This is a genomic window from Acinetobacter sp. Ag2 (assembly GCF_001005515.1).
Taxonomy (GTDB): Bacteria; Pseudomonadota; Gammaproteobacteria; order Pseudomonadales; family Moraxellaceae; genus Acinetobacter; species Acinetobacter bereziniae.
Genome location: NZ_LBNA01000025.1, coordinates 1 through 15,115, shown reverse-complemented (window position 1 = coordinate 15,115; position 15,115 = coordinate 1). Strand labels below are relative to the sequence as shown.

Below are 15,115 nucleotides of genomic sequence, written 5' to 3'. Positions count from 1 at the left end.
ATTCTCAAAATTTACGGATGGTTTTTAAAATTGATTCATAAAGTTTAATTGCATCGACCTGATGTAAACTGCTACTTTGAGTCAGCGGGGAATCATATCCAGTGTCTACTTCAAAGCTAATTAAAGGGTCTTGATTGTTATTGGCAGTACCTGTATGTTCCCACAATGCACTTAAGCCATCTTTACCTTTCATTTTTTCCACTGAAATCCACTCTTGACCTGTTAAGTGAGTAGTCTGTTTTTCTCCTTTACGAATATTGCCTTTGTCTATTTGACGCTGACTTTGACCTACCTCTTTTAATTTCTTTTCGATGCGTGGAATCATCGGTAAAACATATTCATCATTGGTTTCTGCTTCAAAACGTAACACAACTGTTGGGTAGTTTTTAAAATCAAATGCATGAGTCTGAATGCTATAACGATAGCGTTTTGTCTCATCTTTGATAAAACCTTGATAGATACATTGCCCTACTTCTTTAGGGACTTCATGTTCAGGGCGATAACGTAAATTTCGAATCAGATTTTGAAGAGCTTCATTACTTTCGGCTGTCCACTGTGGTGTATCACTGTGCATACCTTCAATCAAAAAAAGTGTATTTCTATCAAGTACAAATCCAAAAACATCATATGGTAGGTTTTTTTTGTCAGCTAATTTTCCTTTAAAAATCTTAGTTAATCGTCCATCAATTATTTGTACTTCTGGATCCTCAAAAATTTTACGATTGCCTTTTGTATAATCATTTCTCCATTTTTGAACTGCCTTATCAAAATCCTGTCTCGTGGCTTTGCTTTGCGAGCTAATCGTAAATGAATCGTATTTATCATAACGTTCAAGTGGATTGGCTTCGGCTGGAATATCAACGACATAGCGTCCAATACAATAAGGTTTTGTTTTTTCTAAATTGATCATGTTATTTCCAGTATTGTTTATTTCAGATTTTGCAGTAATGCAGCCTGCACTCATCAAGCAAGTGCTTAATAATAAAAAAAATAATATTTTGTTCATTGGTAGTCTCTTTTAACTTTATGTGTTTGAGTGCTAGATTATTTTTTAAATACTGACATGCTTAAAATTTACGGATGGTTTTTAAAATTGATTCATAGAGTTTTAATGCATCGATCTGCTGTAAACTGCTACTTTCGGTCAACGGAGATGAACGTGCAGTATCTACCTCAAAGCTAATTAAAGGGTCTTGATTATGGTTGGCAGTACCTGTATGTTCCCACAATGCACTTATGCCATCTCTACCTTTCATTTTTTCCACTGAAATCCACTCTTGACCGGTTAAGTGACTAGTCTGTTTTTCTCCTTTACGAATATTGCCTTTGTCTATTTGACGCTGACTTTGCCCTACTTCTTTTAATTTCTTTTCGATGCGTGGAATCATTGGTAAAATATATTCATCATTGGTTTCTGCTTCAAAACGTAACACAACTGTTGGGTAGTTTTTAAATCTAAAACCAAGTTTTTGGATGCTATAACGATAGCGCTGAGTTTCATCTTTGATAAAACCTTGATAGATGCATTGCCCTATTTCTTTGGGAACTTCATGTTCAGGACGATAACGTAAATTTCGAACCAGATTTTGAAGAGCTTCATTACTTTCGGCTGTCCATTGTGGTGTATCACTGTGCATACCTTCAATCAAAAAAAGTGTATTTCTATCAAGTACAAATCCAAAAACATCATATGGTAGGTTTTTTTTGTCAGCTAATTTTCCTTTAAAAATCTTAGTTAATCGTCCATCAATTATTTGTACTTCTGGATCCTCAAAAATTTTACGATTGCCTTTGGTATAATCATTTCTCCATTTTTGAACCGCCTTATCAAAATCCTGTCTCGTGGCTTTACTTTGCGAGCTAATCGTAAATGAATCGTATTTATCATAACGTTCAAGTGGATGGGCTTCGGCTGGAATATCAACGATATAGCGCCCAATACAATAAGGTTTTGTTTGATCTAAATTAAGTATATTGGCATTACTATCATTAGCGACAGAATTGGCACATATACTGTGTGCTTGGATAATCAAAAAAGTCATTAAAATACACTGTTTAATCATCGACATATCCAAGTAATGTGACCTTGGCTTTGGTCATGGCAAGCGAGGTCACTAGATCAGTTTTACCTTCTGCATCTGTGATACCTTCAATGATTTTTCCATTTTCAGTTTTGATTTTATACTTCATATTCGGCATTGCTTTACCTGCCTTATTTCGTAACACAAAAAATTCATCATAGTCCACTTGTAGTTTAGGCATCGCTGTTAAATCAGTATTTAAAGTATCTCCTGGCATGGTTTTGATTTGACCAGCTTTTAACGACAAAGTGCCAGGACAAACAATATCAATATTCCCGCCCTCCATTTTGAAGAAACTGCCGCCAGATGCGATCAATATCCCTTTACCACTTTCGATTTTGACAAAATCATTTACCGAATACAGATGCATGAGTTCTTCTGAGGCAATTTTTAAACGATCTGCTTGCGATTCAATTTCTACAGGACCTTGCCCAGCTTTAATTTTGATTCCAGCAGTTTTAGCAAAGAGTGAAATCTTATCTAAAACATTTGCTAAAAATCCCCGACCAGAAAATATTTGAACATTACGTTCAGTGCTTAAATCTATATTTTCTTTGGCTTGCGCAATAATTCCTTGATCTGCATCTAAAATCAGCGACTCTTTGGCATCAATCGCGATATAAGGTGTTGAATTTGATTCATTCCATTGAGGTAAATTTGTTTTAATTGTTTCTTGCAAGCTAAGTTCTGGCTCAGTTGTTTGATGTTTATACGTTGCCGTTTGAATCGCTTTATTTATTGCTAAAAATTTTTCGATATTCTGTTGCAACTGATGATGATCGAGTTGCTTTCCTAAAGCATTCTCAGCTTCTTCTGTGGTAATCAAGATACCTTTGGGTGCACGCATTGCCCCCCACTGATCTGTCCTTAACTCAAAACCCTCTCCACGACCTTCACTCTCTGCGCTTTCTTTAGGGTGACTTAAATTGCCCAAATTCAGTTGACTCGCGCCATGACTTGATTGTAATTGTGTGCTTATTTGTGTAGTCGTATCATCAAATCTGAGTTGCCCAAAGCCCTCCCCAGCGACCTCTTTTGAGCGGATACCACTGAGCTTTTTGGTGTCAGGTAGTTTGCCTTTAATATCGAACTGGGTTGGATTTCGATGTCCTTCATGAATCCGTCCAGTAATAAATGGACGATCAAGGTTTCCCTCAAAGAAATCTACCGCGACAATCTCTCCGACACGCGGGAGAAATCTTGCGCCATAACCCTCACCCGCCCAAGGGGTAAGCACATCCACCCATGCAGAGTCCGTGTCATTATCATTAGCTCCTGCACCGCCATCATGAGCATGGTCTTCTGTTCGGGTAAACAAGAAACGAATTTTTATTCGTCCCCATTCATCGACATAGATTTCTTCACCATCTCCCACCACAATGGCACGTAGAACATATGTAGTGGGGCGATGTGCCAATGGATGATATTCAGGTACAACTGCAATATGCCGTCGTACCAAAGTTAATTCGTTGCCTTGACGCTCTTGTTGAAGGTCTTTAGTCGTTTGCCAATGACTCAGGCTGAGGAGTTTTTCAATTTGATCTTGAATGTCTTTGGGAAAATTGTTCTGATTATAAAAATGCTTACTTAATATCAACATCTCATTGTTTTCGATATGATTTCTATCCAGCTCTGGATGACCTGTTAACTTAAACCAATAGCCGACCTGTATATCACGCACACTACTCTGTGCCTTAAAATATTTGGCTTGCAAAGCTTGGTATTGATTTAGTTGGGTACTCAACTTCTCTAGTTGATGATTGCCTGATGTTGTGGCTTGATCTTCACCTTTAAGATCACGAATCCAAGCAGGAGAAATACTCCACGCTTGTTCTAAACTTAAACTTTCATTGTCTCTATTTGCACTGTGTTTATGTGCACTCAGAATAGAACCACTGCCATCTTCCTGCACTAAACTGTCTGCTTGCCAACGTTGTACATGGATTGCTGTTGACTGTAAATTGCGTTCAGCAATCAAACTGGTGATACTGTCATAAGCTTCAGTCGCATTTGATCGATGATAGCGAATGTTGCGACGTTCAAGTGCCTTAAACTGATCATTGTGATCTATTAATCTAAGTTTTTGTGGTTCAATACTTTGATTGTTGTTTAAAGCAATAAAATCAGATTCATCAATCAGCCAATTAATTGATTCCTCGCGTAAAATCCGAGTCAAATATGTGTGATCAGATTCGTTAAGTTGCATAGAAAACGGGCGTACATCATAGCTCTTGCTGAGACCACTGAGGTCCAGTTTTAAACTGGATGCAAATAAAGCGCTTTTGGCTCTCCATTCATTGAAAATTATTTCAAAAATTTCAGGAACACTTTTATCTAAAAACACCCGACTATTATGACGCTTATGCCATAAGCTTGTTGCATCTTGCAGGGTCAAACGATAAAGCGTAAAAGCACCATCAGATTGTCCCTGACTCGCCCCAGTAATCATCCCTGTAGTTCTAAACAGCTTACCTGAATCTGTGACTTGATCTACAGAGACTTGGCAACCGATAAACGCTTTAAGTTCAATAAATGGATTGAGAGACAGGCAAATCAGTTCTGCTGACAATCCTTCATTGATGGCATGAAAACCATCAATTCGTTGTAACATCACTTGTGCACTGAGTTCCAAGTTTGAAAATTGAACACTAATTGCTCGTTTTTGTGTCCCATATCCCATTTTATCTAGAATAGTAAGAATATTATTCAACATTATTATGACCTTATTTTTAATGTAGAAAAACTTAACACAAAATTTAAATTCACTCAAATAATAATGATAGTTATTATTGATTATCGTTGTTGGTGCACAAACACACCCTTTTAAACTATTGATTTAAATAATAAAAAAACTACAAAAAACAAAATTTTGTGTTTTAAACATATGTACTTAATTATTATAATTAAGTACATAGTGGTCGCTGCTTTGCAGCCACTTTAGAGAAGATAAAAATCATCAATCAAAAATTATGCTTTTACCGTACAGTTTTTTTCTGTACACGTTTTATCGTTGAGAATGTAAATTTTTAATTATTTTTAATTAACCAGATTAAAAACTGAGTATTTTTAGTCGTTTATACAGTTTAATACGATTAATATTATATCTAAAATGCTTAGGTTATTTAGATCAACATGACTAGCATTGCTTATTTACCCTTGTTTATATTTTTGTTTTTGACTAAAATAGCGCCGAAAATTTAAACATTCTTAATAAAAACAACGTATAGGAAACTTATGAATCCTCTTGAAACTCAGACTTCAATGTCTCAACCCCACCCTGCTTCGTTTACCCCCAATAAAGATAACCCATTTTCACCTAAAGGGCGTTTTGGTCGCCTGTCTTATCTTGCTTGGTTATTTATTATCAGTATGCTCTATACATGTGTACTGTTTATTATTGCTGGTATTGCTGTTGTCGCGCTCATGCAAACAGGAAGTCAGAATCCAGCTGCTTTATTGCAATCTGGCTTAGGCTATTTTGTTATTTTCCTCGCTGTTGTTGTGGTTATTGCTTTTACCGTAGTCAATATTTGTATCGCGATCCGACGTATCCATGACTTAAATAAAAGCGGCTGGCTATGGTTGTTATTTTTAATTCCTCTTGTGAATATTTTCTTTGGTATATATGTGATGTGCGCCAAAGGTACTGAGGGCAATAATAACTATGGTCCGCAACGACAAACCGAACAAACAGAAAAGTTACTCGGTAGCTTATATGCTGTTTTCTTAGCTATTTTTATTGTGGCTTATGGTTCGATTGCAGTATGGATGATTTCAATGCAAGGCAGCATGCCACAAAGCATGGATAGTATGGAAATGACTGAGCATGATACGTCTAACTTAGAACAAGAACTTGCGCAAGCAGCTCAAGAGCTCGAACAAACAAGTGATGAGATCGAACAATCAGCACATGATTCTGAACAAAGCACTGAAGCAGCAAATCAAACTGAAAATGAAGATACTCATTCCAACACACAAGAAGTCAATCAAAGATAATGCTTCCTGAGTATTTAAAAGAGGTCTATCAAGACCTCTTTTTTATTGAGCAATCATAATCAATTTTTCAGATTGGTTAATTAACGAAAATTTAACTTGATATTCACGGCGTCTCACTTAACGAAAAATTTTTGCCATCTTTTATCTAAACAAAAAGAACAAAGCACTAATTGGTTTGTAGCGCATGAGTGATACATCACCTACGCAAATCTATTTAAACTTTAGATATAAAGCGTGGCAATGGAAAGTTCATATCATTCAACAATAGCTTTACTGGATAGATTTTATTGATCAAGAGAAATTATATTTTACTGCATGAGTCTTTCAATGGCTTAACAATATGAAAAAGATCTATTGATTTAAATAAAAAATGAGGAATAAATTCCTCATTTTCATTTGTTCTAAAAATTAAAATTTAATATGCCCATTGAATCAACATTCTAAAAAAACCTGCAATGATGGCTAACGTTAAAAAACCACCAAGCCATAACAAAATAAACCACTGTGTTTGAGAAAGTTTCAAAATTCACGACCTCGCTACTGACAATGTATCTGGTTTCAATCAACCCAACGATCAATTTAAATCGCTGAGTCTTTAATCTTTTAAAAGATTTACTGAATGAATCAGTGATAACCCTCATCCCCAATACGCACTTTGTCTCTAAACACCCAATATGAAAGCCCGGTATAGATCAAAATAATGGGGATTAAGATTAAAGCACCAATTAAGGCAAACAATTGACTGCTTTGTGGCGCTGCAGCATCCCAAATCGTGATAGATGGCGGAATAACATAGGGCCACAGACTGATGATAAATCCAGTATAAGCAAGGAATACCAAAGCTAAGGTATAGATAAAAGGACTGAGTTCATTATGTTGTTTACATGCACGTAAAATCAGAACAGTAAAGATCACCACCAAAATTGGTACAGGGCTGAAATACATCAATTGAGGCTGACTAAACCAACGTGCGGCAATTTCAGGATGTGCCATTGGTGTATAAATACTGACAGCGCCAAAAATGAGTAATAATGCAATCACTAACTTCGGCATGAGTTGATACATACGATGTTGCAAATCAAGCTCAGTTTTAAAAATCAACCATGCGCAACCCAAAGCAGCATACAGTACAACCACACCAAACCCAGTAAAAATCGTGAACGGCGTCAACCAATCTAATCCACCACCTGCATACATATGATTTTCAACTTTAATCCCTTGAATATAGGCACCTAAAATCATACCTTGGAAAAAACTGGCAAGAATTGAGCCACCAATGAAAGCCTTGTCCCATAAATGTTTGGTTCTATTGGCTTTGAAACGAAATTCGAAAGCCACGCCACGGAAAATTAAAGCCACCACCATCAAGATAATTGGCATATAAAGTGCGGATAATACTGTTGCATAGACCATCGGGAATGCAGCATATAAACCCGCCCCACCCAAAACCATCCATGTTTCATTACCATCCCAGACAGGGGCAACCGTATTCATCATCACATCACGTTCTTGTTGATCCTTGAAAAATGGGAACAGAATTCCAATACCCAAATCAAAACCATCCAGAACCACATAAATAAATACGCCAATGGCAATAATGACAATCCAAATCAGAGATAAATCAATCATTATTTAGGCTCCTGTTCGTTTGAATCAACACTTTCATCTACACTGGTCAGTGGTCGTTTCGATGCAAGAATTACAGCTTCTTCACTATGTGCTTGACCTTCAGGTGTTGAATAAATAAATTGCGGACCTTTATGCATCAGTTTCAACATATAGTAGATGCCAATTCCAAAAACAACACAGTAAACCACTACAAAAATAATCAGTGTTAGACCGACTTGTTCAGCAGATACAGGTGATAAAGCATCTTTCGTGCGCATCACGCCATACACAACCCACGGCTGACGACCAACTTCAGTGGTGAACCAACCTGCAAGCAAGGCAATAAAACCCGATGGTCCCATCACAAAAGCAAAACGATGTAGCCATTTGTTTTCGTATAGCTTACCGCCCTTGCGTAAGAACAAAGCAAATGCTGCAAGTAAAATCATCAGCATTCCTAGCCCAACCATGATTCGGAAGCTCCAAAACACGATGGTCGAATTAGGACGATCTTCAGGTGCGAATTCTTTTAAGCCTTTGACTTCACCATCCATCGTATGGGTCATGATCAGACTACCCAAATTTGGAATACCGACTGCATATTTAGTTTCTTCAGCCTGCATATCAGGAATCCCGAATAAATATAAAGGCATACCTTCACCTTTATTGGTTTCCCAATGTCCTTCAATCGCCGCAAGTTTAGCAGGTTGATGCTTCAAGGTATTTAGACCATGGTTATCACCGATTAAAACTTGCAATGGCGCAAGGATTAAAATCATCCACATTGCCATAGAAAATGAGGTTTTGACCAAAGCATCACGGCGACCTTTGAGTAAATGCCATGCAGCGGTCGCAGCAACCAACAATGCTGAAACTAGGAATGCGGCAGCTGCCATATGTGCTAAGCGATATGGAAATGAAGGATTAAAGACAATGGCGAACCAATCTTGTGGAACGATAATGCCATTTTCAATCGTGAAACCTTGTGGCGTTTGCATCCAACTGTTTGAAGACAAAATCCAAAACATTGAAATACAGGTACCCACCGCAACCATTGCAGTTGCAAAAAAATGCGCCCGTGGACCTACACGTCCCCAACCAAACAACATAATTCCAAGAAAACCAGCTTCAAGGAAAAATGCACTGAGCACCTCATAAGCCAATAAAGGACCTGTGACAGAACCTGCAACACGGGAAAACTCACTCCAGTTGGTTCCAAACTGATAGCTCATGACAACGCCTGATACGACGCCCATCCCAAAAGCTACAGCGAAAATTTTCACCCAAAATTTAAATAAATCTTGATATACAGGATTTTTTGTCTTGAGCCAGCGCCATTCTAAAACTGCCAAGAAACTTGCCAATCCGATTGAAATCGCAGGGAAGATAATATGAAAAGACACTGTAAAGGCAAACTGTATACGTGCCAATTCTAAAGCTGTTAATCCTAAATTCATGACATCACCTTATGCATAGATAAAGGTTGAGTATTGAATGCTTCTCGCAATATTTTTTGTTTTGCCAGATCAGCATACGCCTGAAATTTAGCCATAGTCTGTTGCTTTATGTTTTCATTCTGAACGATTAACCCTAAAAATTGCATGCAAGGGATCGTTTCCTGCCATTTGAGGAAAATTGAATACATCATGGTGATTCTCTACATCATAAATTCGAAATAGCATCCGATTGTTTTACATGCTTAAAATTAAACATTTCAAAGCAATGGATGGATGAATATGTTTATGTATAGCGTATCGGTGGGGCTCGCCCTTGAGGAATAAGAAATAAACGCTGTAATTCAAAATAGACATGTTGGAAGGCTTCAACATAAGCCAATAAGCGTATTTGTATACGCACCAATATTTCTTTTACGCCAATTTCAGGTGGCATCACCAAATTACCATAGACCACGCAATACTGGCATTGATGGTTCATATCATGATGATCATGACCTGAAGATGTTGCCTGTTGTGTCTGATCTAAGTGTAAATAGTGATGAATAAAGCTGGATTCTTGCTCATGATGACTATGTGCATGTGTTGGACGTAACAAAGATTGAGTGATGTCTTCACAGACCGGAGCAATTTGATATTGTTCAGGCAAGAGCGGCTGTAAAAAAACCGCAAGCTGTAAAAATACTGTTGCAAATGCTAGCAACAAACCACTGCGTCTTAACACAATTGATTGCTCATATTGACAGAGATACGAAAAAGGAAAATGTCACTTGATGCAGTCATTCTTAATCTGTGGTCAATAATGACTGAATAAAAACCAAGCACATTACTCAACTTTTCTTATATTACTATAGTACATTTATTTTGTTATTCAAAGCTTCTTTAGCACTATTTTAGCAATACTTTGCACTTTTTTTCATTTAGATTTTCTATATAAATCATCACTCGAATAGATACATTGATTAATTTATAAACTACATTAGATAAATGATAGTCAGTCTTTCTATAAAGCGGATTTTAGCAACGGCTAAAACGACGGCGATACTCCAGTGGTGTCAATCCTGTCTTCTTTCTAAATAATCGTCTAAAGGAACTTGGATCAAGATAACCAACACTTTGCATAATCATGTCAATGGATTGTTCTGTTTCCTCTAAACGCTTTTGCGCGGCTTCAATACGAATCGCCTGAATATAACTATTCGGTGGTACACCTAAAGCTGTTTTAAAACGGCGAATCAAAGTCCTCAAAGTCACATTAAACTGCTGTACTAAAAAAGCGATGCTGATCGGCTCTGCAAAATTAACTTCTATCCATTGTTGTATACGCTGCACCAATTCATCATGATGAAGATTAGAAATTTGTAGAATTGAATAAGACAGTTGACTACTACGACGATAATCAATCACAAAAGACTTCGCTGTTTGAATCGCAATTTCAAAACCATAAAAATGTTCAATCAAATGCAAGCCCATATCAAACCATGCCAATCCTCCACCAGCACAATAAATATGTTCAGAGCGAGTAATTAATTGCTCAGTCTTTAAATTAACATTTGGATAACGGCGCTCAAATAAATCTTTAAAGCCCCAATGTGTTGTAGCTAGACGTTGATCTAAAATCCCAGCCTCTGCTAAAAAGAAATTACCCGTACACATACCAACAATCATCCACTGTTGTTGGTTTGCATATCGAATAAAGTCTATCACTCCTTGCTGTTGGCTAACAATCTGTTCAATAGAAGCCCCTATCGTCGGAACAACGATAACATCCGTAGCTTGAACCGCATGAAAGGCGATGTCAGTCTGAATCTGTATACCGTTTATACATTGAATAGCATCTCCGTTTAAACTGGCAATTTGGACTTGAAAGAGTCTCTGAACATCTTGGTTCTGAATACGATTCCAACTGGCTCCAGTCATTGAAAATAAATCAACAATACAGGTCAAAGCTGAAGCCAAAGCACCATCAAACCCAACCACGGTGATTTTAATCATGACTAAAAATGCTGTAAGAATAATAATGTCATTTATAGCACTGATGATGTCATTTTTGACAAGTCTTATATTGATATTTTTTGATTAAGCTCGTTTCAAAATAAAAGTATTTAAAAAGGAATTTTTATGTCGTCATTGATTCATACTAAAGATCTCAACTTCTTGCTCTATCAAGTTTTCGAAGCTGAAACGTTAACTGAATTAAACCGCTACAAAGAACATGATAAAACCACATTTGACAGCATATTAAATACCGCACAAGGTATCGCAACAGACTATTTTGCACCGCATAATGCCAAAGCCGATCAAAATGAGCCTATTTTTGATGGCACCAACGTCAAAACAATTCCTGAAGTTAAAATTGCATGGCAACAATATGCAGCTTCAGGTTTATTGTCTGCACAGCATGATTATGAGCATGGTGGGATGCAACTTCCCACTCTAATACATATGGCATGTCATGCATTTTTTATGTCCGCCAACCCTTCTACAGCAGCATATCCATTTCTCACTGCTGCAGCAGCGAACCTGATTCAAGCCTTTGCTGCACCTCAACACAAAAAAATCTTTTTACCCGCAATGTTTGATGGTCGATTTGCTGGAACAATGGCACTCACGGAACCAAATGTCGGTTCTTCATTGGGTGATTTGACCACCAAAGCGATTCCGCAAGCAGATGGTAACTATCTGATCAAAGGTCAGAAAATGTTTATTTCTGGTGGTGATCAAGATATTACTGAAAATATTGTCCATTTGGTTTTAGCAAGAATTCAAGGTGCGCCGCAAGGCGTTAAAGGAATTTCACTGTTTATTGTGCCAAAGTTTAAAACGCATTTAGATGGTTCTGTAGCAGAATCGAATGATGTCCATTTGAGTGGTTTATTACATAAAATGGGCTATAGAGGGACAACTTCGACTGTGCTTAGCTTTGGTGAAAATGATCAATGCCAAGGTTATCTTATTGGACAAGCTGGTGATGGCTTAAAATACATGTTCAAAATGATGAATGAAGCACGCGTTGGTGTAGGTCTGGGTGCAGCGATGATTGGTTATCGTGGCTATTTAGAATCTTTAAACTACGCAAAAAATCGACCTCAAGGTCGATTGGTTGAGGAAAAAGACCCATCCAGCAAACCTGTCAATATTATTGAGCACAGTGATGTAAAACGAATGTTATTGGCACAAAAATCTTATGTAGAAGGTGGATTGGCTTTATGCTTATTTGCTGCACGTTTGATTGATGAACATCAGGCAGCGGACAACACAGACAGCGCGATTCTTTTAGACTTGATTACACCAGTCGTGAAGTCATTCCCCTCCGCCTATGGTCCCAAAGCCAATGATTTAGCAATACAAGTGCTTGGCGGTGCTGGATATACAAAAGACTATCCTGTCGAGCAATGCTACCGTGATAATCGCCTCAATCCGATTCATGAAGGAACCTATGGCATTCAGTCCTTGGATTTATTGGGGCGTAAACTATGGCAACATGATCAACAAGGCTTAAAATTACTGTTGCAACGTATTCATCAAACGCTTGATGAAGTCAGTGATGATGCTGCCCGCGAAATTGCTACGATATTCTGTAAGCATTTAGCCACGATTAAAAAAACCACCAATATACTCGGCGCTGCACTTAGACAAGGCAAAACCAAACAAGCCCTTGCCAACTCAGCACTCTATCTCGATATGTTTGGAAAGTTACTGGTTGCTTGGTTATGGCTTGAGATGGTCAATAAAGCAGTAAAAGCGTTTAAAGAATCAACGCATCAAGAGGATATAGATTTTTTAGCTGGAAAAATTCAAGCAGCACGTTATTTTATAATGTGGGAACTTCCTGAAATTGAACATCAAGCCAAACTTCTAATCAGCTTCGATGAGACATGTTCAATGATGCAAAATGACTGGTTTTAAATTCAAAGCGGTTTAATGAAAGCACCTTAACTGCACAGCTAAGGTGCTTTTTTAATAGGTATTTAAGTTATTTAAACACTTTAAAACGCACAGCATCATCCATATATGTTTTTTCTGATGCGTCAGCTTCAATTGAGCCAAACACCAACTGCGCACGAAGTTTCCAATTTTTAGGAATATCCCATTCAGCATGAACTTGTTCATCTACAATAGGATTATAATGTTGTAAAGAAGCACCTAAGCCATCACTATTTAAAGCGGTCCATGTTGCAAACTGTGCAATCGCGGTAGAATGTTCTGCCCATACTGGAAAGTTATCGGCATAAGAAGGAAATTGCGCTTGCAAATCTTTCACGACATCTTGGTCTTCAAAGAATAATACTGTTCCAAACCCTGCAATAAAACTATCCATTTTTGCTTCGGTTTTTAATGCACTTGCTTCATCTTTAGCATAAGTTTTGAGTTGGGCTTTGACAAAATTCCAAAATTTTTCATGCTCAGCATTAAACAAAATCACCGCTCGAGAAGATTGCGAGTTAAAAGACGATGGACTTTGTTTGATTGCTTGTTGAATGAGATCAGAAAGATATTCTGGAGAATGATTGACATGACGTCCAATCGCATAAATGGTACGGCGTTTATGAATTAAATCTAAAAAGACATTCGACATGAATTAAAATCCTTGGATATATCCTCGGGAAAATCCGATAGCACTAAAAATATTGTGAAGATATTTTAAAAAATCATCAATTTCAATGAATTGATAAAATCTGAAGTATTACAACATAAATAAATGGCTTAAGAATATCTGATTTCAATATAAACTTTGAATAAAAACAAATCATCAACATTAACTACTCTTCGATCACACACCAATGTTTTCTTAATGGATCCATTTGATTTTTATCAGAACAACATGTTTGCTATTTATACAATTTTTCATCTTTATTACACATAAGTATCTTATTTTTAAATAGTGTACTTATAATCTTCTGTAATCAAAAGTTGTAAGTTTTTATACTGCTTTAAAAAATCAATGAGTTATAAATGAAAGTCTTAAATTTAATGGGTCTACTCAGTTCAATCTTTATTCTTTTTTTATTATCTATTCATTATAGCCACTTAATATAATCAGACCCTGAAATGACACCGTTATAAGTTCAACAAGAACAGTAATGACTGTCCTTGTGAACGATGATGTACTTCCGAGATTTAATTAAAAATGTGCATTTAATACCTTTGCTGATACGGTATTTTTCCAAAGCTCACGTAATGTCGGCAAATAAAATTTTTCACCAAGATCAACCAACTCAGCATCAATCAAGGCATGTGTTTCATGCATAAATAAATAATCTAGCTCAACCGTAGACAATTGCTGCTGTTGTTTGGCAAATTCTTTACGCTTGGCTTGTGCTTGTTTAAGCAGTTGATCAGCAAAATCCTTGGTTTTATATTGACTGATTGCCTGTAATCTTAGTTCGATCACGCCCCAACCTGTCAATAGTTTTTTAAAGGTTTCAAAGTCTTCACTGGTCGACTCCCATGTCATTTTTTCTAGATCTTCATCTTCTGGGAGTACAGGAAGTAAAATTTCCATCACACTAGGAAAAATCTTTTTGAAATTTAAAATAAATTTAACAGGATGTTCACCAGGATAATCTTTAAACTGAACATGTTTCTGGACATCTGTTAAATAAATAGACAACATTAAAAAATCCTTAGTTAAGACACTGTTTCAAATGATTTATTCATAAAATATAAAATACAAATAAGTAAAGAACAGCAAAAAATGCAATCTCACAATTATAACAGTATATTTGATTCTAATTTAAGTGTTAAAAACTCTTTTAGGCATTTTGGATGATTAAAAAACCATTGAGTAAGATGATTTTTTAATCCATCCGATTGAAATTTTTTGCATGGGGTATGCTCTGACACCGCTTGGTCAATCGCTGAAAGCGCCTTTTAATGCCTTATATGATTGGACTGTAGAAAACATGGAAATGATTCGAGCGTATCAGTCTGATTATGACAGTAATGATAAATTGTACTAGCTCAAACCAGATC

General features: G+C 36.8%; 13 protein-coding genes. 3 read left to right on the top strand and 10 right to left on the bottom strand.

The features are described 5' to 3' along the window. Positions 1-4 precede the first annotated feature (4 nt). The 3 genes from AAV97_RS01925 to AAV97_RS01915 all read right to left on the bottom strand — a co-directional run bounded on the left by AAV97_RS01925 (position 5) and on the right by AAV97_RS01915 (position 4,794). Positions 5-1,006 (bottom strand): T6SS immunity protein Tli4 family protein, encoded by a 1,002-nt coding sequence (locus tag AAV97_RS01925; protein ID WP_046759653.1) that lies wholly within the window; start codon positions 1,004-1,006, stop codon positions 5-7. A gap of 61 nt (positions 1,007-1,067) precedes the next feature. Then, the gene (locus AAV97_RS01920) at positions 1,068-2,063 is read right to left on the bottom strand and encodes a T6SS immunity protein Tli4 family protein (RefSeq protein ID WP_046759652.1); all 996 of its coding nucleotides are present in this window, start codon (positions 2,061-2,063) and stop codon (positions 1,068-1,070) included. Next, on the bottom strand, positions 2,056-4,794 hold the full coding sequence (locus tag AAV97_RS01915) for a type VI secretion system Vgr family protein (RefSeq protein ID WP_046759651.1): 2,739 nt from the start codon (positions 4,792-4,794) through the stop codon (positions 2,056-2,058). Before AAV97_RS01915 ends, AAV97_RS01920 begins: the two co-directional genes overlap by 8 nt. Before the next feature lie 521 nt (positions 4,795-5,315). On the opposite strand from AAV97_RS01915, the gene AAV97_RS01910 reads away from it, so the two are divergent. Then, positions 5,316-6,077: a DUF805 domain-containing protein gene (locus AAV97_RS01910; RefSeq protein ID WP_042087029.1), complete on the top strand. Its 762-nt coding sequence runs from the start codon at positions 5,316-5,318 to the stop codon at positions 6,075-6,077. Positions 6,078-6,492: 415 nt separating this feature from the next. Here AAV97_RS01910 and AAV97_RS21085 read toward each other — a convergent pair whose 3' ends face one another. The 5 genes from AAV97_RS21085 to AAV97_RS01885 form a co-directional block, all read right to left on the bottom strand. Next, positions 6,493-6,600, bottom strand: coding sequence for a DUF2474 domain-containing protein (locus AAV97_RS21085; protein ID WP_085944238.1), 108 nt, complete (start codon positions 6,598-6,600; stop codon positions 6,493-6,495). 101 nt (positions 6,601-6,701) lie between these two features. Continuing rightward, a complete protein-coding gene (cydB, locus tag AAV97_RS01905) occupies positions 6,702-7,706 on the bottom strand; it encodes a cytochrome d ubiquinol oxidase subunit II (protein ID WP_004830849.1) in 1,005 nt (334 codons plus the stop codon). Next, a complete protein-coding gene (locus AAV97_RS01900) occupies positions 7,706-9,142 on the bottom strand; it encodes a cytochrome ubiquinol oxidase subunit I (RefSeq protein WP_004830850.1) in 1,437 nt (478 codons plus the stop codon). Before AAV97_RS01900 ends, cydB begins: the two co-directional genes overlap by 1 nt. 283 nt (positions 9,143-9,425) lie before the next feature. After that, positions 9,426-9,863 (bottom strand): DUF2946 domain-containing protein, encoded by a 438-nt coding sequence (locus AAV97_RS01890; protein WP_004830853.1) that lies wholly within the window; start codon positions 9,861-9,863, stop codon positions 9,426-9,428. 293 nt (positions 9,864-10,156) lie between these two features. Beyond that, on the bottom strand, positions 10,157-11,134 hold the full coding sequence (locus AAV97_RS01885; RefSeq protein ID WP_046759650.1) for a GlxA family transcriptional regulator: 978 nt from the start codon (positions 11,132-11,134) through the stop codon (positions 10,157-10,159). Between the two features lie 126 nt (positions 11,135-11,260). Between AAV97_RS01885 and AAV97_RS01880 the strand changes: the two genes are divergently transcribed. Further along, the gene (locus AAV97_RS01880) at positions 11,261-13,048 is read left to right on the top strand and encodes an acyl-CoA dehydrogenase (protein WP_046759649.1); all 1,788 of its coding nucleotides are present in this window, start codon (positions 11,261-11,263) and stop codon (positions 13,046-13,048) included. Between the two features lie 67 nt (positions 13,049-13,115). Here the strand turns inward: AAV97_RS01880 and AAV97_RS01875 are convergent, their stop codons facing one another. Together AAV97_RS01875 and AAV97_RS01870 are read right to left on the bottom strand one after the other, a co-directional pair. Beyond that, positions 13,116-13,718 (bottom strand): nitroreductase family protein, encoded by a 603-nt coding sequence (locus tag AAV97_RS01875; protein WP_046759648.1) that lies wholly within the window; start codon positions 13,716-13,718, stop codon positions 13,116-13,118. 546 nt (positions 13,719-14,264) lie between these two features. Then, positions 14,265-14,756, bottom strand: coding sequence for a hypothetical protein (locus tag AAV97_RS01870; protein ID WP_004830857.1), 492 nt, complete (start codon positions 14,754-14,756; stop codon positions 14,265-14,267). A 211-nt stretch (positions 14,757-14,967) separates the two neighbouring features. On the opposite strand from AAV97_RS01870, the gene AAV97_RS21525 reads away from it, so the two are divergent. Then, positions 14,968-15,102 carry a hypothetical protein gene (locus AAV97_RS21525; protein ID WP_265597201.1) on the top strand — a complete coding sequence of 45 codons (135 nt, stop codon included), beginning with the start codon at positions 14,968-14,970 and terminating at the stop codon, positions 15,100-15,102. The last annotated feature ends 13 nt before the right edge of the window (positions 15,103-15,115 follow it).